A 23,412-nucleotide genomic window follows, 5' to 3' on the forward strand; every position below is an offset into this window, starting at 1 on the left:
TATAAGCGTTTTTTTAGCCTCTAATTCTTTTTTTTCTATTTGTTTCGTAATCTTCAAAAATCATTTCCCCTAGTCCTTTTAATCCTGTGTAAAATGCTTTTCCTTGATTTGCTTGAGTAAATGCTCTAACAAATTGCATGAGATAACTATCTTGAGCAATCATAAAGGTTGTTATCGGGATGTGTAATTTTCTAGCTTGTTGTGCCATCATGTAGCACTTATTAACAATATGCGTATCTAAACCATTACTGTTTTTATAATACTGTCCGTCTGGCAAACGCAAACAACTTGGTTTTCCATCGGTTATCATAAATATTTGCTTGTTCGTGTTGCGCTTACGCCTTAATAAATCCATTGCTAATTGCAACCCTGCAACAGTATTTGTGTGATATGGTCCAACTTTTAAATACGGCAAATCTTTAATTTCAATTTGCCAAGCGTCGTTACCAAAAACTAGAATATCTAAAGTGTCTTTTGGGTATCTGGTAGTAATTAATTCTGCGAGTGCCATGGCTACTTTTTTGGCAGGCGTTATTCTATCTTCACCATAAAGAATCATACTATGGCTAATATCAATCATTAACACCGTGCTCATTTGAGATTTATGCAAGGTTTCTTCAACCACTAAATCATCTTCAGATAATGTAAAATCTCCAATACCATGATTGATTTGAGCATTTTTCAAACTTTCAGTCATCGATACTTTATCTAAGGCATCACCAAATTGATAGTTTCTAAAATCTCCAGTGTGCTCATCGCCTATTCCTGGACTTTTACTTTTATGATTGCCTTGTCCACTGCGTTTTATTTTTCCAAAAATATGATCTAAAGCTTGCTGGCGAATAGCGCGTTCTGTTTTTGCAGTAATTGCCAAAGCACCGTTTCCGTCAGGGTCAATTTCTTCCTGTAAATAGCCTTTTAGTTTTAAATCTTCTATAAAATCTTCTATAGTATAGTCTGGCGTAGTAAGCTTGTATTCCTTATCTAATTCTCGTAACCAATCAATAGCCTCATCAAAGTCTCCAGAAGTGTGTGTAATGAGCTCCTTAAAAACTTCAAAAAGTTTGTCGAAAGGAGATTTAAAAGGGGCTTCATATTTTTTAAAAATAAAGCCTTTCCTAAAATTTTTATCGTTTTTCATAGCTCTATAAAAATACTGTATTTTTATAGAAAAAATGAATCTTAACAATTAGATTTATTTATGGGGGAAAAGTAATTTTAGATGACTATTATTCTACACGCTTTAAGCCATTAAAATCTTCGATCTTAATAAACTTTCCAATGGTAGATATTAAACCCTCTTTTTTAAATTGAGAAAGCACACGAATGGCAGACTCGGTTGCTGTTCCTACTATACTAGCATAATCTTCACGAGATAAAAGCACACTAAGTGTTCCATCAGGATTTACACCAAAACTATCATGAATATACATTAATGTTTCTGCTAAACGCTGGCGAACCGATTTCTGAGCCATATTAACAATAACATCGTCAGCTTCTTTTAAATCATTAGCCATTTCTTTTAACACATCAAATGAGAATTTTGGATTTTTTTGAAGATCTGCAATTATTTCGGTTTTTGGAATAAAACAAACTTCCATATCATTTAGTGCTGTAGCTTGTAAATTAGAACTCGCGTCGCTAATTAAAGAACGTTGCCCTAATAATTGGCCTTTAACAACCATTTTTACAATCTGGTCTTTCCCGTTTTCACTTAGCTTGGATAGTTTACAAATACCATCTTTAACACAATAAACCCCATTAAGCACATCTCCTTCTTCAAAAATAACGGTGCCTTTTTTAATGATTTTTGATGTTTTACAAGACGAAATTCGCATTAACTCACTTTTAGTCAATGATTTAAGCGAGTTAAACTGTTTAATAATGCATTGTTCACATTTTGCCATACCTCAAGCTTTTTAAGATTGTAAAAATAAATAAAACATGACAGATATCATATTTTAAAGACACTTGTTTTGAGACTTTTGCTTTAGGTATATTTGAGCAAATAAAAATGAAATGAGTCAACTATTAATTTTGATTCCATCTAAGCATTCTATTGACGAATGGCATCTGTCAGATTATAAACGTATAAAATCCTCCAGATGAAACACAAATCATGTTTCCACTGCGGGTTAGATGCATCGTCTTCTGAAATTAAATACGATGAAAAGTCGTTTTGTTGTAACGGTTGTAAAACTGTTTACGAAATTTTTTCTGCAAACGATTTAACTTGTTACTACGATTTGCAAAATGCACCTGGAGCAACTCCAAAAGAAATTGAAGGTAAGTACAATTTTTTAGACAATGCTAAAATTGTAGAAGGGCTATTAGAATTTGACGATGAAAAAACGCAAATTGTAACACTTTACATCCCTCATATTCACTGTAGTTCCTGTATTTGGATTCTTGAAAACCTCAATAAATTAGATCCCTCCATAAGTACATCAATCGTTAATTTTGGAAAGAAAACGGTTAGAGTGTCTTATAACACTAATAATTTTTCTATAAAGGCATTAGTCAAACTTTTAAGTAGTATTGGCTACGAACCTTTTATTAGTTTAGACGATTATAGCGTTGGTAAAAAGCATGTAGATAGATCCTTGATTTATAAGCTGGGAGTTGCTGGATTTGCCTTTGGAAATATTATGTTTTTGTCATTCCCTGAGTACTTTCAAGTGCATGGCTTTTGGATAGAACAATATGCCCCTGTTTTTAGATGGATCATGTTCGCTTTTTCATTACCTGTTGTTTTCTACTCAGCCCAAGATTATTTTATTTCAGCGTATAAAGGACTGCGCTCAAAAATGTTAAATATAGATGTCCCCATTGCTTTGGGCGCTGCGGTTTTGTTTATAAGAAGTACTGCTGAAATAATTTTAGATATTGGCACAGGCTTTTTTGATAGTTTGTCTGGGCTTATTTTCTTTTTATTGCTTGGGAAGTTTTTTCAACAGAAAACCTATACGTTTTTATCTTTTGAACGGGATTACAAATCTTATTTCCCTATTGGAATTACGAAGATTTTTTCTGATAATTCTGAAGCGTCCATTCAAGTTTATGATATTGAAAAAGGGGATAGACTTTTGATTAGAAATGAAGAATTGATTCCTGTAGATTGTATTCTAATAAAAGGACATGCACGCATTGATTATAGTTTTGTAACAGGAGAATCTGAAGCGGTTTCAAAACAATCTGGCGATAAATTATTTGCTGGAGGGAAACAGCTAAATGGTAGTATTGAAGTTGATGTTTTAAAAACCGTTGAACAAAGTTACTTAACCCAACTTTGGAGTAACGATGTGTTTAGTAAAAATAAAGAAGATGGTTTTACAACACTAACCAATGCTATTAGTAAGCGTTTTACTATGGCTGTTTTAAGCATCGCTATGGTGGCAACAACGTTTTGGCTATTTACAGATACCTCTAAAGCTTTAAATGTATTTACCTCAGTACTTATTATTGCTTGCCCTTGCGCTATTGCTTTGGCGGCTCCGTTTACATTTGGGAATATGTTACGCATTTTTGGAAAGCTAAAATTCTATGCTAAAAACGCTTCGGTTATTGAACAATTAGCAGCTATTGACACCATTATTTTTGATAAAACAGGAACGATTACTGCCAATAAAAAAACGGCTATTGAATATGATGGCTTACAACTTTCTGACGATGAAGAATCGCTTTTAAAAAGTACATTACGAAACTCCAATCACCCTTTGAGTAGGTCGTTATATTCACTTTTGAATGAAAATGAGATTGTGACTTTAGATAATTATGAAGAACATATTGGCGAAGGTATTGCTGCAAAACACAATCAAAAGTCTATAAGAATTGGTTCTGCGCCTTTTGTAGGTTACACCTCTGAAACCGCTTCATTAAATACAGCTGTTTATGTAAGTGCTAACAACCAATACAAAGGTAAGTTTACCTTTTATAATAGATATAGAAAAGGGCTTTCAAAATTATTTAATACACTTAAAAAACAGTATGATTTGGTGATTTTATCTGGTGATAATTCGGGTGAAAAAGAAAATTTAACTAAATTACTACCGGCTAAAACCAAATTGTTTTTTAATCAGAAACCAGAAGATAAATTGGAATACATAAAACATCATCAAAACTCTGGGGCGAAAGTATTGATGATTGGTGACGGATTGAATGATGCTGGAGCTTTAGCACAAAGTAATGTTGGGATTGCTATTTCTGAGAATGTAAATGTATTTTCCCCAGCCTGTGATGCGATTTTGGATGCTACAAAATTTAATAAGTTGCATCATTTTATAACCGCTTCAAAATCTGCTATAAGAATTATTAAATGGAGTTTTGCACTATCGTTTGTTTATAATATTATTGGGCTTTATTTTGCGGTTACTGGACAATTAGAACCTGTAGTTGCTGCCATTTTAATGCCTTTAAGTTCTATTAGTATTGTAGTTTTTACTACGATTTGTACTAATGTTTTGGGACGAAAATTGAAGTAGATTATTACGCGGAGATTTAACAAAGGCCCATAGAGATAAGATGGAAAACTGAATTGGGCTGATGGGTGCGTTAGGAATTGAACGGCATGTTTAAGCTCCCCAACGCAGGAGGAAGCGAGTAGTGAAATATTTATATTCATGAGTTCATTAATTTAAAACAGAAATCAACAAATAAAGTCCGACCCTTGTGGTAACGCAAAAAAAATAAAAAAAAAGAGTAGACATGACAAATGTCATCTTTTAAAAATAAGTATAAAAGTATTTTTGAACCATAACTTCAATTAGGTATGAGTGTTATATATATTTTATTAGCTATTAGCATTATAGTAGCAATTGGTTTTTTTATAGCCTTTATTGTTGCTGTGAAAAGCGGACAGTATGACGACAGTTACACGCCATCTGTACGCATGCTTTTTGAAGACGAATTGATTAAAGATAAACCAGAAAAAACAATACTAACCAAAGAAGAATAATAACTAATTACTATGAAATCGCCAACACAACATTCTCTAATGAAACTTGTTATTAAAAAGCGATTGCATAAGACCACTAAAAAATAATAAATATTTACTTATGAAAATGCAACAATTTCATTACGATAATAAAATAGTTACTAAATTCCTTTATGCTACAATAGTTTTTGGAGTTGTAGGAATGGCGGTAGGTTTGCTACTGGCCTTTATGTTTTTATTCCCAAACCTTACGGATGGGATTTCGTGGCTTAGTTTTGGGCGTTTAAGACCTTTACACACCAATGCCGTAATTTTTGCCTTTGTAGGTAATGCTATGTTTGCGGGAATTTATTATTCGCTTCAGCGTTTATTAAAAGCACGTATGGCTAGCGACCTTTTAAGTAATATAAACTTTTGGGGTTGGCAACTTATAATTGTTGCAGCAGCTATTTCGTTGCCTTTAGGATATTCCACATCTAAAGAGTATGCCGAATTAGAATGGCCTATTGATATCGCCATTGCACTTATTTGGGTGGTTTTTGGTGTGAATATGATTTGGACGATTTTAAAACGTCGCCAACGTCACTTATACGTTGCTATTTGGTTTTATATTGCCACGTTTGTAACCGTTGCAGTACTTCATATTTTTAATAGTTTAGAGTTGCCAATAAGTGCTATGAAAAGTTACTCTGTTTACGCTGGTGTTCAAGATGCACTTGTACAATGGTGGTACGGTCATAATGCTGTAGCCTTCTTTTTAACAACCCCATATTTAGGGTTAATGTATTACTTTGTACCTAAAGCAGCTAACAGACCTGTGTATTCTTATAGACTTTCTATTGTTCACTTTTGGTCATTAATCTTCTTATACATTTGGGCAGGACCGCATCACTTACTATATACGGCGCTACCAGAATGGGCGCAAAACCTTGGTGTTGCATTCTCAGTTATGTTATTAATGCCTTCTTGGGGTGGTATGATAAACGGACTTTTAACCTTGCGTGGTGCTTGGGATAAGGTACGTACCGACCCTGTTCTAAAATTTATGGTTGTTGCTATTACAGGTTATGGTATGGCAACTTTTGAAGGCCCAATGCTTTCACTTAAAAACGTAAATGCTATTGCGCACTTTACCGATTGGATTATTGCACATGTGCACGTTGGTGCATTGGCTTGGAACGGTTTTATGGCGTTTGGTATTATTTATTACTTAATACCTAGATTATTTAAAACGAAATTACACTCTATTGGATTAGCTAATTTACACTTCTGGCTAGGCACTTTAGGTATCATTATGTATGCATTACCCATGTATGTTGCCGGTTTTACGCAAGCAAGTATGTGGAAACAATTTAATCCTGATGGCACCTTAGTTTACGGTAACTTTTTAGAAACCGTTACCGAAATTATGCCCATGTATTGGATGCGTGCCATTGGAGGGACACTTTATATTATTGGAATGTTTATCCTAGTTTATAATGTTATTGCTACCGTTAGAAGCGGAAGCAGCGTACAAGATGAATTAGCTGAAGCTCCAGCTTTAGAGCGTGTGACTAAAAAACGTACTTCAAACGAAGGGTGGCACACTTGGTTGGAAAGAAGACCAATTCAGTTAACCTTATTAGCTACTGTAGCTATTTTGATTGGTGGTATTATTCAGATTGTACCAACCATTATGGTGAAATCTAATATCCCAACGATTTCAAGTGTAAAACCATATTCTCCTTTGGAATTAGAAGGTAGAGATATTTATATCCGTGAGGGTTGCGTAGGTTGTCACTCGCAAATGATTCGTCCGTTTAGAAGTGAAGTAGAACGCTACGGCGAATACTCAAAAGCGGGAGAGTTTGTTTACGACCATCCGTTCTTATGGGGTAGTAAACGTACGGGACCAGATTTACATAGAATTGGAGCTAAATATTCTGATAACTGGCATTTCAACCACATGTACGATCCACAGAGTACCTCATCAGGTTCTATTATGCCGCGTTATCCTTGGTTGATTTCTGGTAGCAGTAGTCAATTAGACAAATCCATGACTGAAGCCAAAATGGAAGCTATGGTAACTTTAGGAGTTCCTTATACAGATGAAGACATAGCTAACGCCCAAGAGCATATGTTGGCACAAGGTGCTCAAATTGAACAAAACCTGTATAGCGATCCTGATTTTGCTAAAAACTATGAAGCTGATAAAAAATATGCTTCTGAAAACGGCGAAGACTTTATTGAAATGAAAAATCGTGAGATTGTAGCAATTATTGCATACTTGCAACGATTAGGAACAGATATTCAAGTAAAACCTGAACAACAATAAAAATAGTTAATTGCATTTAGTTATTGGTTATTAGCAAACTAACAACCAATAACTATTAACCAAAAACAAAAGCATCATGTTAAAATTTGTAAAAAACCATATGGATAGCATCGCTGGGATTGAGATTTACCCAATCATTTCGTTGCTTATCTTTTTTATCTTTTTTGTTGGTCTGTTTTATTGGGTAGTCACCGCTAAAAAAGATTATATAAAAACTGTAAGTAACCTACCATTAGACAACCAAAACAACGATATATTATGAGAAATTTAGTTCCATCCTGGATTCGTGTTCCAGTAGTATTCTTTATTATTTTTGGAGCCGTAGAATTCTTCATAGATTCTGGCGAAAAACCTGCATTTATAGAGTATCCAGCAGTTATGCTTTTTTTGCTGCTAGTCCTTTTAATTCTCATTGCTATTGAGGCTATTGTTAGTGCCTTAGAAAATGTTATGCTTCATAAATTAGATGAAGAAGCTAAAGCACGATTTTTAGCTGAAAAAGAAAAAACATTTAAGTTTACTTGGCTAGAAGAAACATACAATAAACTTTTAGGATCAAAACCTATTGAAGAAGAAGGCGAAATTATTCTTGACCACAACTACGATGGCATAAAAGAATTAGACAATAACTTACCACCTTGGTGGGTATATTCATTTTATATCTCTATTATTTTTGCAGCGGTTTATTTATTAAGATTTCATGTGTTTGATGGTTACAGTCAAATTGATGAATTAGAAACCGAATTAGCTGATGCCAGAATTGCTTTAGAGGAATACAAGAAAACAGCAAAAGATTTAGTTGATATTAATACAGTAACTGTTTTAACTGATGCTGCTGATATAAAAGCTGGACAATCTGTTTTTGAAACCAACTGTGTAGCTTGCCATATGGCAGATGGCGGTGGTGGTATTGGACCAAACTTAACCGATGACCATTGGATACTAGGCGGTGGCATTAAAAATGTATTTAAAACAGTATCTGAAGGTGGACGTTCTGGAAAAGGAATGATTGCATGGAAAGCGCAATTAAAACCAGCACAAATGGCACAGGTGTCAAGTTATGTGTTGACTTTACAGGGTACAACTCCTGCTAATCCAAAAGCTCCTGAAGGAGATATTTGGGTAGATGATAGTGCGCCTGCAGAAGACATACCTACTGAAGCTTTATAAACAAAAACAGACCCTATTGTTGTCATAGAAAATTAGATTTAAAAACATCAAACTAAGCTAATACTTTAACAGATCTTACAAGTTTTAAAGCTTATAAGGTCTAAATTAAAAAAGTAATGGAAACCCCAAAAAACGAATCGTTTAGAGACTCAATTGGTACGATTACCGAAGATGGTAAACGCGCTTGGGTATTTCCGAAAAAACCTAGCGGAAAATTTTATGAGTACAGAAAATATGTAAGCTACTTTTTATTAGCTTTTTTATTACTCTCGCCTTTTATAAAAATAAACGGCAATCAGTTTTTGATGTTTAATGTATTGGAACGGCGATTTAATATTTTCGGGTTTCCTTTTTGGCCTCAAGATTTTCATTTATTTGTAATTTCAATGTTGATTGGTGTCATATTCGTCACATTATTTACAGTGGCGTTTGGACGTATTTTTTGCGGCTGGGTTTGTCCGCAAACCATTTTTATGGAAATGGTTTTTCGTCGTATTGAATATTGGATTGAAGGCGATAGAAACAAACAACGTAAACTCGCTAAACAAAAGTGGGATGCTGAAAAAATAAGAAAAAAAGGATTAAAACAATTCATATTTCTTATCATTTCGTTCATTATAGCAAATGTATTTTTAGCATATTTAATAGGAAGCGACAAGCTCATTCAATATATCACTGATGGTCCGTTTAGCCATATTAGCACGTTAGTGTCCTTATTAATTTTTACAGGCGTATTTTACTTTGTTTTTGCATGGTTTAGAGAACAGGTTTGCATTATTGCTTGTCCGTACGGAAGGTTGCAAGGTGTTTTATTAGACACCAAATCTATTGTTGTAGCTTATGATCATAAACGCGGGGAAGCTGAAAATGGTAGGAAATCGTTTAGAAAAAACGAAGACAGAGAAGCTTTGGGATATGGTGATTGTATTGATTGTATGCAATGTGTACATGTTTGCCCAACAGGAATTGATATTAGAAATGGTACACAATTAGAATGTGTAAATTGTACGGCTTGTATTGATGAATGCGACCATATTATGGAAAGTATAAACCTTCCAAAAGGTTTAATCCGCTATGCAAGTGAAGAGAATATAGAAAAGAAAACCCCTTTTAAATTTACCCCAAGGATTAAAGGCTACATTGCTGTTCTAGCCATTATGATAGGGCTTTTAATTGGTATGCTGTTTTTAAGAAATGACGTTGAAGCAAACGTACTTAGATTACCCGGTCAGTTATATGAGCATAAAGACAATAACATAATCAGTAATGTGTTTACCTATAAATTAGTTAACAAAACCAGTGAAGCTATTAATGATGTGAGTTTTAAATTGATGTCGCATAAAGGAGCATTAAGACTAGTTTCTACAGGTACTGATTTTATAGTCCCAAGTCAAGGCATTGCTGAAGGGACTTTATTTATTGAAATAAATAATTCAGCATTGTCTGGAGATAGAAATAAAATTAAAATAGGCGTTTATAAAGGTGATAAATTGATTGAAACGACTACGGCTAATTTCCTAGGCCCTAGAAGTTATAAATAGCTAATGGTTAATGGTTAATGGTTAATGGTTAATGGTTAATGGTTAATGAAATTAAAAACTAATAACTAGTAACCAATAACTAAAAACCAAAATAAAAATATTATGAAATTTAATTGGGGTACCGGAATTGTATTAGCGTTTATAGGGTTTATTTCATTTATTATGTATTTTATTATCACGATGAATGTGAATAATAAATACGATCATGACTTGGTAAGCGAGGAATATTATGCCGATGAATTAAAGTATCAAAATGATATTGACAAGTTAAAAAACGCCAAAAGCTTAGAAGAAAATATTAGTTTTAAGCGTACTAAAGAGGGCTTAATTATTCAATTTCCAACAAACGCAAATTTTAAAGATATTACAGGAAAAATGTTCCTATACAGACCATCTAACAAACAACTAGACTTTGAAACTCCAATTTCATTGTCTGATTCTAATTTGCTCATACCTGACAAACGTTTGGTAGATGGTCGTTGGAACATTAAAATAGATTGGCAATATAAAGGAAAATCTTATTTATTTAAAGAATCTATAAATTATTAATATGCTATTTTCGGCATTTATTTTAGGGCTATTAGGAAGTTTTCACTGCGTTGGCATGTGCGGCCCCATAGCCTTTATGCTGCCAGTAGATCAATCAAATCAAGTAAAAAAAATATCCCAAATTGCCATTTATCATTTTGGTAGGCTACTCGCTTACAGTATTATAGGACTTGTTTTTGGACTTATAGGCAAGAGTCTTAATATTTTTGGTTATCAGCAACAACTGTCTATTATTATCGGTATTTTAATGATTTTAGTGGTTGTAATTCCGCAGAAAACATTTAACAAATACAACTTCTCTAAACCTATTTATAAATTAATTTCTAAAGTAAAATCTGCTTTAGGGTCTGCTTTAAAGAAAAAAACCATGGACACTTTTTTAACCATTGGTTTCTTAAACGGTTTTTTACCTTGTGGTTTAGTTTACATGGCTTTATTTGCAGCAATTGCTAGCGGAAACGCCTTAAACGGTAGTTTATATATGGCCGTTTTTGGTTTGGGTACTATTCCACTCATGACAACTGCCATTTATTTTAGTCAGTTTTTAAAAGGCACTGCCAGACAACGCATTCAAAAAGCCATTCCTGTTTTTGTGGTACTTATTGGCGCTTTATTTATTATTCGTGGCATGGGTCTTGGCATACCTTACCTCTCACCTACTCCAATTTCAGATTTGGTTTCCAATGGGTTAGATTGTCATTAAAATTTTAATTTTTTAGGGTTACCCTTCGGGTCGGGCTTTTTGTTATATCTTTTTTGCTTTTAATGGCAAAAAAGGATGCCACTGCAATCCCTAACCCACTTATCCGCCAAAGCCTTTTTTTAAATTCCAGACTTATTCTTAATCATCTTTATTTTTTTTAACCACGTGTTTACAAATAGGTTACACTTAAAATACAAGCTTCAATAGTATTCATCAATTATACATCAATAAAAATAATAGTTTTATTTTCTTTTATAATAGTAATACTATTATATTTGCAATCAAATTTACTGAATATGGATTCATTACTTTCAAATTTAAAAATTGCTGTTCCAGAAAAAATCTATGTAAAAGACCCAGAGTCTTCCGACTTAGGAAAACGCATTGTAGAACACAGTATTCTCTTAATAGACAATATTGGTTTTGACAGTTTTACCTTTAAAAAACTAGGCACTAAAATTGGCTCTAACGAAAGTTCTATATATCGTTATTTTGAAAGTAAACATAAGCTTTTACTTTATTTATCCTCATGGTATTGGGCATGGATTGAGTATCAATTGGTATTTGAAACACACAGCTTAACACATTCTGATAAGCTGGAAAAAGCTATCGAAACTGTAACTAGAGCCATAAAAGAAGATTCGAATTTCTCCCATATTAACGAGGTTGTTTTAAACAAAATTATGGTTAAAGAAAATTCAAAATCATTTCTTACTAAAGAAGTAGATCAAGAAAATAAAGATGGATATTTTGTTATTTATAAACGCATTGTACATCGTTTACGTGATATGATTATTGCTATAAATCCTAAATATAAATTCCCATCAAGTTTGGCAAGCACCATTCTTGAAGGGAGTTTACACCAGCACTTTTTAAAAGACCATTTTACATCAATTACAGATTGTAACGATGGCCTTTCCCCAACAATTTTTATAAAAAACCTAGTACTTAATACTTTGAAATCCTAACTATGGAAAACAAAAAAATGACCCCTTGGCAACGTTTAGTAGGTTTGCTTCAATTAGAAAAAAAAGATATCCTACAAATTTTTTACTACGCTGTTTTCGCTGGTATTGTAGCCTTATCATTGCCTTTAGGAATTCAAGCTATAATTAATTTAATCCAAGGTGCACAAGTATCCACCTCTTGGGTGGTTTTAGTTACAATAGTTACAATAGGTGTTGCTTTTTCGGGTGCATTACAGTTAATGCAACTTAGAATCATAGAAACCATTCAGCAACGTATTTTTATGAGGTCTTCATTTGAGTTGGCCTATCGCTTTCCGAAAATAAAAATGTCCAAATTACGGGATTACTATCCACCAGAATTAGCGAATCGCTTTTTTGATACGTTAACCATACAAAAAAGTTTATCTAAAATTTTAATAGATGTACCAACGGCAGTTTTACAAATTTTATTTGCTTTAATTCTTTTATCATTTTACCACCCGTTCTTTATAATATTTGGGCTTTTATTACTAATACTCATATTTGTAGTATTCAAATTTACTGCAAAAAAAGGACTAGAAACCAGTTTGTACGAATCTAAGAACAAGTATAAAGTGGCCCATTGGATTCAAGAAATTGCGCGCTCCGTTATAAGTTTCAAATTATCTGGAGGCACAAGTTTAGGAATTAGTAAAAATGATAATTTAGTAAATGATTATCTAAAAGCCCGAGAAAATCACTTTAAAATATTAATGCTTCAGTTTATTCAAATGATAAGTTTTAAGGTGATCGTTACTGCAAGTTTATTGTTAATAGGTGGTGCTTTGGTTTTACGACAAGAAATGAATATTGGTCAGTTTGTTGCTGCAGAAATTATTATATTATTAGTTATAGCATCAGTTGAAAAACTAATCTTAGGGCTGGAATCTTTCTATGATACGTTAACGTCCTTGGAAAAAATAGGTCAGATTGTAGACAAAGACCTAGAAAGTCAAACTGGTGAAACGCCTCAATTTTCAAAAGGTATTAATATTGAATTAGAAAATGTAGCTTATGAAGTTGGCAATAGAGATAAACATATTTTAAAAGATATCTCATTAAAAATAAACCCGAAAAGTAGAATGTTAATCCAAGGAGAAAGTGGTTCTGGAAAATCTACTTTATTACGATTAATAGCGGGCGTTATTGAAGCCACATCTGGTCATGTTTATATAAACGACATGTCTATTAGTAGTTTACATTTAAACTTCTATAGATCACAATTAGGCCTGTCATTATCCGATGAAAACCCTTTTGAAGGTACTGTAAGAGCCAATTTAACCTTTGGTAATTCCAATATTTCTGACGACAAAATTTACGAAATTCTAGACATTGTAGGACTTAAAGATTTTATAAAAGAACAATCCGAAGGATTAAATACGGTACTTTATCCGGATGGCAGACAAATGTCTTACACATTATCCAAAAAAATTGTTTTGGCTCGTGCCATTTTAAAAGAACCAAAAGTATTAATTCTTGAAGATGCTTTAGATAGATTTAATAGATCTGAAACAAAAGCTATAGTAGATTATTTATCACATCAAGACAGACCTTGGGCACTTGTTGTAGTCAGTTTTAGTTCTGTATGGACCGATAAATGTAACGATATTATCACTTTGGAAAAAGGGCGAATCAAATCTAAAAAAACTAACTAAGCCATGCTTAATATATCTCATAATCAATTGAATAAAAACATAGACTTAGCACAATATAAGTCTGGAAAACACATCATGAATGTTAAGTATTACAGATACTTTAACAAGTTTTTATTAACAGCCGCTATCATTCTTATTATCGTGTTATTCTTACCATGGACTCAGAATATTACAGGAAATGGTATAGTAACAACTTTAAAACCTAATCAGCGTCCGCAACATATTCAATCACAAATACCAGGACGCATTGAACAATGGTTTGTACAAGAAGGCGATTATGTAAAAGAAGGTGATACGATTCTAAGAATATCTGAAGTAAAAAGTGATTATTTTGATGATAAATTGGTTGAAAGAACCAACGATCAGATTCAAGCAAAATCTTCGTCTGTTATTGCTTATGATGGTAAAGTAAGCGCTCTAAACAGACAAATTTCCGCTCTTAGAAATGAGCAAAATTTAAAGATGGAGCAAACTAGAAATAAGTTAATGCAATCTAAATTAAAAGTAAAAAGCGATAGTATTGACTTAGAAGCTGCTAAAACCAACTTAAAAATTGCTAATACCCAATTTTATCGAATTCAAACCCTGCAAGAAGAAGGTTTAAAAGCTGTAAAAGATGTTGAAGAAAAACGATTAAAACTTCAAGAAACTCAGGCAAAATTCATATCGCAAGAAAATAAATATTTGGCAAGTCAGAATGAAGTTATAAATGCACGATTAGAATTATCAAGAACCAACGCTGCTTTCGCTGATAAAATATCAAAAGCACAAAGCGATATGTTTACAGCACAATCTAGCGGTTTTGATACCCAAGCTCAGGTTTCTAAACTAGAAAACGCATCTACAAATTACAAACGTCGTAGCGACCTACTTTATGTAACCGCACCACAAAATGGCTATATCAATAAAGTGCTTACAGGCGGTATTGGTGTTACGTTTAAAGAAGGTGCTGAGTTAGTTGGTATCATGCCAGCGCAAATAGATTTAGCCGTTGAGACTTTTGTGAGACCAATTGATTTACCCTTACTTCATACAGGCGAAAAAGTACGTGTACAATTTGATGGATGGCCTGCTATTGTTTTTAGTGGATGGCCCAATGTATCTTATGGAACCTATGGCGCAACAGTTGTGGCTATAGAACGTTTTATTAGTGATAATGGCAAATACAGAGTGTTACTAGCACCTGATGAAACCGACCATGAGTGGCCAGAAGCTATTCGTGCAGGTTCTGGCGCAAGAACTATTGCTTTATTAGAAGATGTACCAATTTGGTTTGAATTATGGCGACAAATCAATAGCTTCCCTCCTAACTATTACCAACCTGAAGGAAGTAAATCTAGTCCTAAAAAAGACAAAAAATGAGACTAATCATATTAAGTATTATACTGTTTTTTAGCGGTTTAGTTTCGGCTCAAGATAGCACTTCGGTAATATCATTATCTGAATATTTAGGTTATGTAAAAGCCTTCCACCCTATTGTAAAGCAGGCTAACTTAGTTATTAATGAAAGTGAAGCGAAACTGATGAAAGCTCGAGGTGCTTTCGACCCTAAATTAGAAGTAGATTACGACAGAAAGAAATTTAAAAATACCGAATATTTTGACAGACTAAATGCGTCTTTTAAAATTCCCACTTGGTTTGGTGTAGAGTTAAAAGGAAATTTTGAAGAAAACACAGGCGATTTTCTAAATCCGCAAGCTTTTGTTCCAGAAGATGGTTTATATAGTGCGGGTGTTTCTGTGCCTGTTGCTCGAGGCTTACTTACAAATAAGCGAATGGCTATGTTAAGGCAGTCCAGATTATTCGTAAAACAAGCCCAAGTAGATAGGCAGTTATTAGTTAACAATATTTTATTTGACGCTACTGTAAGCTATTTTAATTGGTTAAAAACGTATAATGAAAAACGGGTTTACGAAGATTTTTTAACCAATGCCGAAATGCGTTTTAATGGTATTAAAAAAAGTTTTGAAGTTGGCGATAAACCCGCCATAGACACTTTAGAAGCCAGAATAACCTTAAATAACAGAAAACTTAATTTAGAAAAATCTAGAGTTAAATTTATTAAATCCTCATTAGAACTATCTAACTATTTATGGTTAAATGATAATACCCCTATAGAAATTCAAGAAGGTATAGTTCCAGACATTAATACCTTTACCACTATTGATTTAACCCTAAACACCTCAGATTTAGATATTGAAAGTTTTGATATTGAAAGCCATCCAAAACTCCAATCTTTAGATTATAAATACAGAAGTTTGAATATTGAAAAACGATTGAAGTTGAATAATTTATTACCCCAAATAGATTTACAATACAACTTTTTATCGCAAACACCAGAAGTAGCAAGGTCGTTTAGTACATCAGCCTATAAAAGCGGTGTAAATATTAGTGTCCCTTTGTTTTTAAGAAAAGAACGTGGCGATTTAAAATTAGCAAAAATAAAGTTGCAAAACACGCAATTTGATATTCAAAATACGAGAGTTAGCCTAAGAAATAAAATTGATGGTATTAATCAAGAATTAGATTCTTATGTTTTACAAAATAGCTTAACAGAAACTATTGTTAATGATTATTCTAAAATGCTATCAGCCGAAGAACGTAAATTCTTTTTAGGCGAAAGCTCTTTGTTTTTAGTCAACTCCAGAGAATCAAAATTAATTGATGCGAAATTAAAAGCCATAGACATTGAAAACAGCTTCTTTAAAACTAAAGCCAATTTATTTAATGTTTTGGCACTTTCTGAGGTGCAGATGAACTAGACAGAAAATCTTGATAGAAATCAGCATTTAATTGAAGAACTATATGATGATACCAATGGAAATCATTTTTGATATTCCATTTTCGTGTCCTTGATTATAAGGAAATGCAATCCAAATCACATTTCTATATTTGTTGTTTCCCTAATATAAAGTCATAAATGGCAAACTTACTAGTAGAGTATTTTGTATATCAAAATTGAAATATACGTAATTTTGATATACAAAACGTACAGTACTGAAAACTTTATAACACATTATATATACTCAAAGTACTACAGTTTCATCTTTTTTTTTATCTTCGTATTAACTGCACATATATATGTGTTGTGCCCAATGTCGGAAAAAACCAAAATCGAAAAAAAAACGAACTAAAAAGAAAAATAACTGAATGGCATTAAGCTGGAATGAAATAAAAGATAGAGCGTTAAAATTCTCAAATGAATGGGCTAACGAAACAAAGGAAAGAGCAGAAAAAGATAGTTTTTGGAATGACTTTTTTAATGTTTTTGGAATATCAAGAAGACGAGTTGCAACATTTGAAGAACCTGTCAAAAAATTAAGTGGAAATCAAGGATTTATTGACCTGTTTTGGAAAGGTACTTTACTGGTTGAACACAAATCAAAAGGGAGAAATTTAGACAAAGCTTTTGAGCAAGCCACAGATTATTTTCCTGGATTAAAAGAACACGAACTACCAAAATACATTTTAGTTTCAGATTTTGATAAAATCAAACTTTTTGACCTTGATGAAAGAACAGAACACGAATTCCACGTTTCAGAACTTTACAAAAATATAAAGCTCTTTGGCTTCATTGCAGGCTACCAAAAGAGAACATTTAAGGAAGAAGACCCAGTTAATATAAAAGCTGCTGAATTAATGGGAAAACTTCACGACCAACTCGAAGAGTTTGGTTATGAAGGGAATCATTTAGAAGTTTATTTGGTACGTTTACTTTTTATACTTTTTGCTGACGATACAAGCATTTTTGAAAAAGATACTTTCAAAGAGTTTTTAGACCAAAAAACAAATGAAGACGGAAGTGATTTAGGAGCATTAATGGCTCAGTTTTTCCAAGTTCTAAATACACCAAAAGAAAAACGTCTTAAAAACTTAGACGACCATTTAAATCAATTTCCATATGTAAATGGTAAATTATTCGAGGAGTTCTTACCAATCGCTTCTTTCAATTCTAAAATGCGTAGCATTTTATTAGAAGCATCTGGCTTAGATTGGGGAAAAATATCGCCTGCCATTTTTGGTTCACTTTTTCAAAGTGTAATGAATCCAGAAGAACGAAGAAATTTAGGAGCTCATTATACTTCAGAGAAAAATATTTTCAAGCTTATAAAACCTCTTTTTCTTGACGAGTTAAGAGAAGAATTTGAAAAGGTAAAATCAAGTTCTAAAAAACTTAAAGAATTTCATCATAAATTATCGACTTTAAAATTTCTTGACCCAGCTTGTGGAAGTGGAAATTTCTTAATTATTACTTACAGAGAATTAAGACTTTTAGAAATTGAAATTTTACGTGAGCTATTTAAAAAAGGAGAACAAGTTTTAGATATTTCTTCTATTTTATGGCTGGATGTTGACCAATTTTACGGAATTGAATATGACGAATTTGCAGCAAAAATAGCCGAAGTTGCAATGTGGTTAATTGACCACCAAATGAATATGAGAGTTTCAGAAGAATTTGGACAATACTTTGCACGTTTACCATTAAAAAAAGCAGCTAAAATTGTTCACGCAAATTCTCTACAAACAAATTGGGAAGATATCGTTTCTAAAACTGAACTTTCATACATCATTGGAAATCCACCTTTTATTGGTTCTAAGTTATTAGACAAAATCCAAAGAGAAGATATGGCTAATATTTTCAGTGGAGTTAAAAATGGTAAAATATTAGACTATGTTTCTGCTTGGTATTATAAAGCAGCACAATACATTCAAGACACTAATATCAAAACTGCTTTTGTTTCAACAAATTCAGTTACTCAAGGAGAGCAAGTAAGCGTACTTTGGGGAGAAATGATAAATAAGTTAGGTGTTAAGATACATTTTGCACACACTACCTTTAAATGGAGTAATGAAGCAAAAGGAAAAGCAGCAGTTTATTGTGTAATAATTGGTTATGCAAACTTTGACACCAAAAGCAAAAAGCTATTTACTTATTCAGATATTAAAGGAGAACCTTCTGAAATTTCAGTAAAAAACATAAACCCTTATTTAGCAAACGCAGAGGATTTAATCATTGAAAGAAGAAGTCAACCGATTTGCAATGTTCCAAAAATGGCTTTTGGTAATATGCCTTTAGATGGAGGTAATTTGATAATTGATGATATTGAAAAAGATGAGTTTTTGTTACAAGAACCAAAAGCAAAACCTTATGTATTACCATTAATAAGTGCAAGAGAATTTTTAAATAACAAAAAGCGTTGGTGTTTGTGGTTAGAGAATATTAACCCAAATGAATTAAGACAAATGTCAACAGTTTTAGAACGTGTTGAAGCTGTAAAACAATTTAGATTAGCAAGTAAAGCACCATCAACACAAAAACACGCAATTACACCTACTCTATTTAGAGATAGAAACCGACCAGAAACATTTATTGTAGTTCCAAGAGTATCATCTGAAAACAGAAAGTATATTCCAATGGGATTTTTTGACTATAACAGTATTGTAAGCGACACAATGCTTTCAATACCAAATGGTACACTTTACAATTTTGGAGTGTTAATGAGCGAAATGCATATGACTTGGGTAAAATACACTTGTGGTCGCTTAAAAAGTGATTTTAGATATTCAAAAGATTTAGTTTATAATAATTATCCTTGGGCAAGAGAAGTAAGCGAAAAGAACCAAAAGAAAGTTGAAGAAAAAGCTCAAAAAGTGTTGGATGTTAGAGCTGAATTTCCAGACAGTAGTTTAGCAGATTTATATCATCAATTAACAATGCCCCCAAAGTTAATAAAAGCTCATTTGGAATTAGATAAAGCAGTTGATTTATGTTATAGACCACAATCTTTTACAAATGAAAACGCACGAATTGAATACTTGTTTGACTTGTATAATCAATATACAGAACCATTATTGAACGAAAAGAAAAGAAAACAAAAGAAATAAAACACTGGGCACAACAACGTATATAAAAAATAGCGGTTTTAGTGCTTAAACGAAAGATAAATAATAAAATAGAGGTCAGTTATAAACCGAAAAATTAGTGCTTAAAAATCCGCTACTTTTCATATACAAGACCGTTGTGTAACATATAAAAAACGAAATCGAATAAAATGAATTACTCAAAATCAAAAGCAGAAAAACTTGTTACGGAGTTTGACTACCTGAAAACCAAACCATATTTCCCATACGGAAAAGAGGGTAAGGAATTTAAAATAACGGAACTTAAAGCAGTTCCAGAAACAATTAAAAAAAGAGTAGAAAACTTCTCTAAACCTGAAAGTTATTTTGAACAAAAAAACAAAGAATTAGCTCAAGGTTACAATTGGTTTGTTAAAGTTACTATATCGGACAATGACACAATTCTTGAAAAAGACCTAAAAGATGTATTGTCAAGACTGAAAATACAGAATGACATTGATGACATTCCTAATTAGGAGCTTCATCGATATATCCTTTTGACCAATCATCATCGAATTGTAATTCATTTGACAAAGCGGAAATATTTAAAAACTCTACGGTTTTATTAAGTATAGAAATACAATCTTTTATACTTTTACCTTTTAGTGTTCTTAATACATCCATTTGCGAAACACGAAATTCCTTTTCCGACATAACTCTGATTTTAATAATAAAATACGTTACACAACATTGTATATAAAAAATTGCTAGTTTTACCTAAACCAAAGTTAGTTACTTGTTTGCTAGCTTCTGATTTTCCTTCGGAAAATCCTCGCACACAAACCACGCAACTTTCCATATACGTAGCCGTTGTAAGTAATGCAGAAATCGAGCTTAAATTGAACATTTGAACTAAAAAAGCCAACGCGCAAACAGCACATTTATTTTTTGCCAACGCGAAAAGCCAACGCTCAAAAAAATAAAAGAGCTGTTTCTTGCCAACGCTCAAAATAGTGTTAAATTGAAAACTGAAAATAAAATTGAAATAAAGTATGCCAATACCAACAATGACCAATGCGCAAAATGCGAAAAAGGATGAATTTTACACTCAATATCTTGACGTTGAAAAAGAAATGTCAGCATACTTGGAATTTGACGAAAATGTTTTTCGTGGCAAAACAATTCTCTTACCTTGTGATGACCCAGAGTGGAGTAATTTCACAAAATTCTTTGCTCAAAACTTTGAAAGGTTTGGACTTAAAAAATTAATAAGTACAAGTTACGCAGTTGAAAGTAAAAACTATAAATCAAATTATCAACCTACTCTTTTTGAAATTAACAATCCACAATTTGACGAACAAAAAACAAGAACTAAAGGCAAAATATTTACACTTACAAGAGATAGAACTGGAGATGGTGTAATTGATGTCAATGATTTGGAATGGAATTATTTAAAAGGAGATGGAGACTTTAGAAGTGATGAAATCAAAAAAATAAGAGACGAATCTGATATAATAATTACAAATCCACCATTTTCTCTTTTTAGAGAGTTTTTAGCTTGGATAGTTGAAGCAAATAAACAGTTTGTGATTATTGGAAATATGAATGCAATATCTTACAAAGAAGTATTTCCTTTGATAATGGCAAACAAAATGTGGACAGGTAACAGATTTAATCGAAGAATTAATGGTAAAAATATGACTTTCTATGTGCCTGATGATTATAAATTAAGCGGTACAGAAGTAAATGTTGATGATAAAGGAAAAAAGATGATAAGTGTAGCAGGTACTGGATGGTACACAAATCTTGAACACGGAAGAAGACACCAACCATTGTCATTAATGACTATGGATGATAATATAAAATTTAGTAAACATAAAGAAGTAAGAGGTAAAGAATACGTCAAGTATGACAATTACGATGCAATTGAAATTCCTTTTACTGATGCAATTCCCAGCGATTACGATGGCATAATGGGTGTTCCTATTAGTTTTTTAACCAAATATAATCCAGAACAGTTTGAGATTGTAGGATTAACTCAAAGAGGTTGTCACGATGCTGTTCCTGATACAAAAACATATAATGATTATTGGGAAGTTAAACAAAGTGGAGAAAAAACAGGTTCTTCTGGCGGAAAAACAAATGGTAATGCTAATGTGGAAGGAAACGATGGTCGTAAAAACTATTTTATAAACAAAGATGGTAGAATTGTACAATCAAAATACCAAAGAATATTTATTAAACATAAAAAATGATTACAACTTTAAAAACAAATATAACTGTTGCTGACATTTGCGATGGCTTTGTTTACAATGAACTTGAGGGTAAAGGATTATTTGGATTATCTGGTAAATTGACAATTCAGCCTGAATATCAAAGAAATTACATTTATGCAGATGGTAAAAGAGATGTTGCAGTAATTGAGTCGGTTTTAAAAGGCTATCCATTAGGATTAATTTATTTTAATAAAGTAACTGACAATAATTTAGAAGTTCTTGATGGTCAACAAAGAATTACAAGTTTAGGTCGTTTTGTTACAAATAAATTCGCTGTTAAAGATGAGAATGGAATGGAGCAATATTTTGGTGGTATTGCGAAAGACAAACAAGAAAAAATCTTAAACACACAATTACTAATTTACGAATGCGAAGGAGAAGAAAGCGAAATAAAAGAATGGTTTAAAACAATTAATATTGCAGGTGTTCCTCTTAATAGTCAAGAATTATTAAATGCAGTTTATTCAGGACCATTTGTTACTTTATTAAAACAAGAATTTAGTAATTCGCAAAATTCAAATATTCAAAAATGGAGTGCTTATGTAAGAGGTAATGTGGATAGACAAGAGTTTTTAGAAAGAGCTATAGAATGGGTTAGCAAAAACAATATTGGCGAGTATATGAGTAAACATAGAAATGACAATAATATTAATGAAGTTAAAACATACTTTACTTCTGTAATAGATTGGGTTTCGAGCGTTTTCAAAGATGTTGAAAGTGAAATGTGTGGTTTAGAATGGGGTAGATTTTACGAGGAATATCATAACAAATCTTATAATCCTAATAAAGTTTCTGAACAAGTTAAAGAGTTGTACGCAGACCCATATGTTAAGAACCGAAAAGGAATTTTTGAATATATTTTGGGAGGCCTAACTGATACAAAATTAATAGATGTTAGAATATTTGATGAAGCAACAAAAAAAGCAACCTATTCAAAGCAAACGCAAGAAGCCGAGAAAAAAGAAATTTCTAATTGTCCTCTTTGTGCTATTGGAAATAATTCTAATAAATCAAGAATATACAAATTAAAAGAAATGGATGCTGACCACGTAACAGCTTGGAGCAAAGGAGGAAAAACGGATATAAAGAATTGTGAAATGTTATGTAAAACTCACAATAGAGCAAAAGGAAATAAATAGAAATTTGAAATGAATAATGCCAACGCTCAAAGCCATACATATTTGCAATTCGCTTCAGCCAAGACACAAACCCAAAATTGCAAAAAAGTATGTCTTGCCAACGCTCAAATTTGAACTAAATAAGAAACATCGGAAAAATAAGCTGAATGAAAAAAGCACTACTTACAATCGAGTAGACGGCTCTCCCCATAATTGAGGAGAGTGCGCCTCTCACACCACCGTACGTACGGGTCTCGTATACGGCGGTTCACCAAATTGAAGTTTGCGTATTATTAATGTAATCTAACAAAGGTTTATACCCTTTT

General features: G+C 32.5%; 19 protein-coding genes. 16 read left to right on the forward strand and 3 right to left on the reverse strand.

Annotation, left to right across the window (positions count from 1 at the left end; all coding sequences use genetic code 11):
• Positions 1-13: 13 nt before the first annotated feature.
• Positions 14-1,141, reverse strand: a complete 1,128-nt coding sequence (locus P8K68_RS06660) for a VWA domain-containing protein (RefSeq protein WP_300248913.1) — start codon at positions 1,139-1,141, stop codon at positions 14-16.
• Between the two features lie 88 nt (positions 1,142-1,229).
• The gene (locus P8K68_RS06665; protein WP_300248914.1) at positions 1,230-1,907 is read right to left on the reverse strand and encodes a Crp/Fnr family transcriptional regulator; all 678 of its coding nucleotides are present in this window, start codon (positions 1,905-1,907) and stop codon (positions 1,230-1,232) included.
• A 198-nt stretch (positions 1,908-2,105) separates the two neighbouring features.
• Here P8K68_RS06665 and P8K68_RS06670 point away from each other — a divergent pair, with 198 nt between their 5' ends.
• The 14 genes from P8K68_RS06670 (at position 2,106) to P8K68_RS06735 (ending at position 20,228) form a co-directional block, all read left to right on the forward strand.
• Positions 2,106-4,481 (forward strand): heavy metal translocating P-type ATPase metal-binding domain-containing protein, encoded by a 2,376-nt coding sequence (locus P8K68_RS06670; protein ID WP_300248915.1) that lies wholly within the window; start codon positions 2,106-2,108, stop codon positions 4,479-4,481.
• 287 nt (positions 4,482-4,768) lie between these two features.
• Complete coding sequence (gene ccoS, locus P8K68_RS06675; RefSeq protein ID WP_300248916.1) at positions 4,769-4,954, forward strand: cbb3-type cytochrome oxidase assembly protein CcoS; 186 nt, start codon at positions 4,769-4,771, stop codon at positions 4,952-4,954.
• Positions 4,955-5,054: 100 nt separating this feature from the next.
• The gene (ccoN, locus tag P8K68_RS06680) at positions 5,055-7,247 is read left to right on the forward strand and encodes a cytochrome-c oxidase, cbb3-type subunit I (protein ID WP_300248917.1); all 2,193 of its coding nucleotides are present in this window, start codon (positions 5,055-5,057) and stop codon (positions 7,245-7,247) included.
• A 76-nt stretch (positions 7,248-7,323) separates the two neighbouring features.
• Positions 7,324-7,509, forward strand: a complete 186-nt coding sequence (locus P8K68_RS06685) for a CcoQ/FixQ family Cbb3-type cytochrome c oxidase assembly chaperone (protein WP_300248918.1) — start codon at positions 7,324-7,326, stop codon at positions 7,507-7,509.
• A complete protein-coding gene (locus tag P8K68_RS06690) occupies positions 7,506-8,417 on the forward strand; it encodes a cbb3-type cytochrome c oxidase N-terminal domain-containing protein (RefSeq protein ID WP_300248919.1) in 912 nt (303 codons plus the stop codon). Before P8K68_RS06685 ends, P8K68_RS06690 begins: the two co-directional genes overlap by 4 nt.
• A gap of 116 nt (positions 8,418-8,533) precedes the next feature.
• The gene (gene ccoG / locus P8K68_RS06695) at positions 8,534-9,958 is read left to right on the forward strand and encodes a cytochrome c oxidase accessory protein CcoG (RefSeq protein WP_300248920.1); all 1,425 of its coding nucleotides are present in this window, start codon (positions 8,534-8,536) and stop codon (positions 9,956-9,958) included.
• A 102-nt stretch (positions 9,959-10,060) separates the two neighbouring features.
• Positions 10,061-10,507: a FixH family protein gene (locus P8K68_RS06700; protein WP_300248921.1), complete on the forward strand. Its 447-nt coding sequence runs from the start codon at positions 10,061-10,063 to the stop codon at positions 10,505-10,507.
• Between the two features lies 1 nt (position 10,508).
• Positions 10,509-11,210 (forward strand): sulfite exporter TauE/SafE family protein, encoded by a 702-nt coding sequence (locus P8K68_RS06705; RefSeq protein WP_300248922.1) that lies wholly within the window; start codon positions 10,509-10,511, stop codon positions 11,208-11,210.
• A gap of 296 nt (positions 11,211-11,506) precedes the next feature.
• Positions 11,507-12,178 (forward strand): TetR/AcrR family transcriptional regulator, encoded by a 672-nt coding sequence (locus tag P8K68_RS06710; protein WP_300248923.1) that lies wholly within the window; start codon positions 11,507-11,509, stop codon positions 12,176-12,178.
• 2 nt (positions 12,179-12,180) lie between these two features.
• Positions 12,181-13,851, forward strand: a complete 1,671-nt coding sequence (locus P8K68_RS06715) for an ATP-binding cassette domain-containing protein (RefSeq protein WP_300248924.1) — start codon at positions 12,181-12,183, stop codon at positions 13,849-13,851.
• 3 nt (positions 13,852-13,854) lie between these two features.
• Positions 13,855-15,213, forward strand: coding sequence for a biotin/lipoyl-binding protein (locus P8K68_RS06720; protein WP_300248925.1), 1,359 nt, complete (start codon positions 13,855-13,857; stop codon positions 15,211-15,213).
• Complete coding sequence (locus tag P8K68_RS06725; protein WP_300248926.1) at positions 15,210-16,613, forward strand: TolC family protein; 1,404 nt, start codon at positions 15,210-15,212, stop codon at positions 16,611-16,613. The genes P8K68_RS06720 and P8K68_RS06725 overlap by 4 nt, the downstream gene beginning before the upstream one ends.
• A 388-nt stretch (positions 16,614-17,001) precedes the next feature.
• A complete protein-coding gene (locus tag P8K68_RS06730; protein ID WP_300248927.1) occupies positions 17,002-19,737 on the forward strand; it encodes a DNA methyltransferase in 2,736 nt (911 codons plus the stop codon).
• A gap of 167 nt (positions 19,738-19,904) precedes the next feature.
• The gene (locus tag P8K68_RS06735) at positions 19,905-20,228 is read left to right on the forward strand and encodes a hypothetical protein (RefSeq protein WP_300248928.1); all 324 of its coding nucleotides are present in this window, start codon (positions 19,905-19,907) and stop codon (positions 20,226-20,228) included.
• On the opposite strand, the gene P8K68_RS06740 is transcribed toward P8K68_RS06735, so the two are convergent.
• Positions 20,221-20,406: a hypothetical protein gene (locus tag P8K68_RS06740; RefSeq protein ID WP_300248929.1), complete on the reverse strand. Its 186-nt coding sequence runs from the start codon at positions 20,404-20,406 to the stop codon at positions 20,221-20,223. The genes P8K68_RS06735 and P8K68_RS06740 overlap by 8 nt on opposite strands.
• 338 nt (positions 20,407-20,744) lie before the next feature.
• Between P8K68_RS06740 and P8K68_RS06745 the strand changes: the two genes are divergently transcribed.
• Together P8K68_RS06745 and P8K68_RS06750 are read left to right on the forward strand one after the other, a co-directional pair.
• On the forward strand, positions 20,745-21,947 hold the full coding sequence (locus P8K68_RS06745) for an adenine-specific methyltransferase EcoRI family protein (protein WP_300248930.1): 1,203 nt from the start codon (positions 20,745-20,747) through the stop codon (positions 21,945-21,947).
• Positions 21,944-23,107: a DUF262 domain-containing protein gene (locus tag P8K68_RS06750; protein WP_300248931.1), complete on the forward strand. Its 1,164-nt coding sequence runs from the start codon at positions 21,944-21,946 to the stop codon at positions 23,105-23,107. The genes P8K68_RS06745 and P8K68_RS06750 overlap by 4 nt, the downstream gene beginning before the upstream one ends.
• The last annotated feature ends 305 nt before the right edge of the window (positions 23,108-23,412 follow it).

It is taken from the genome of Algibacter sp. (genome assembly GCF_029245835.1).
GTDB lineage: Bacteria > Bacteroidota > Bacteroidia > Flavobacteriales > Flavobacteriaceae > Algibacter_B.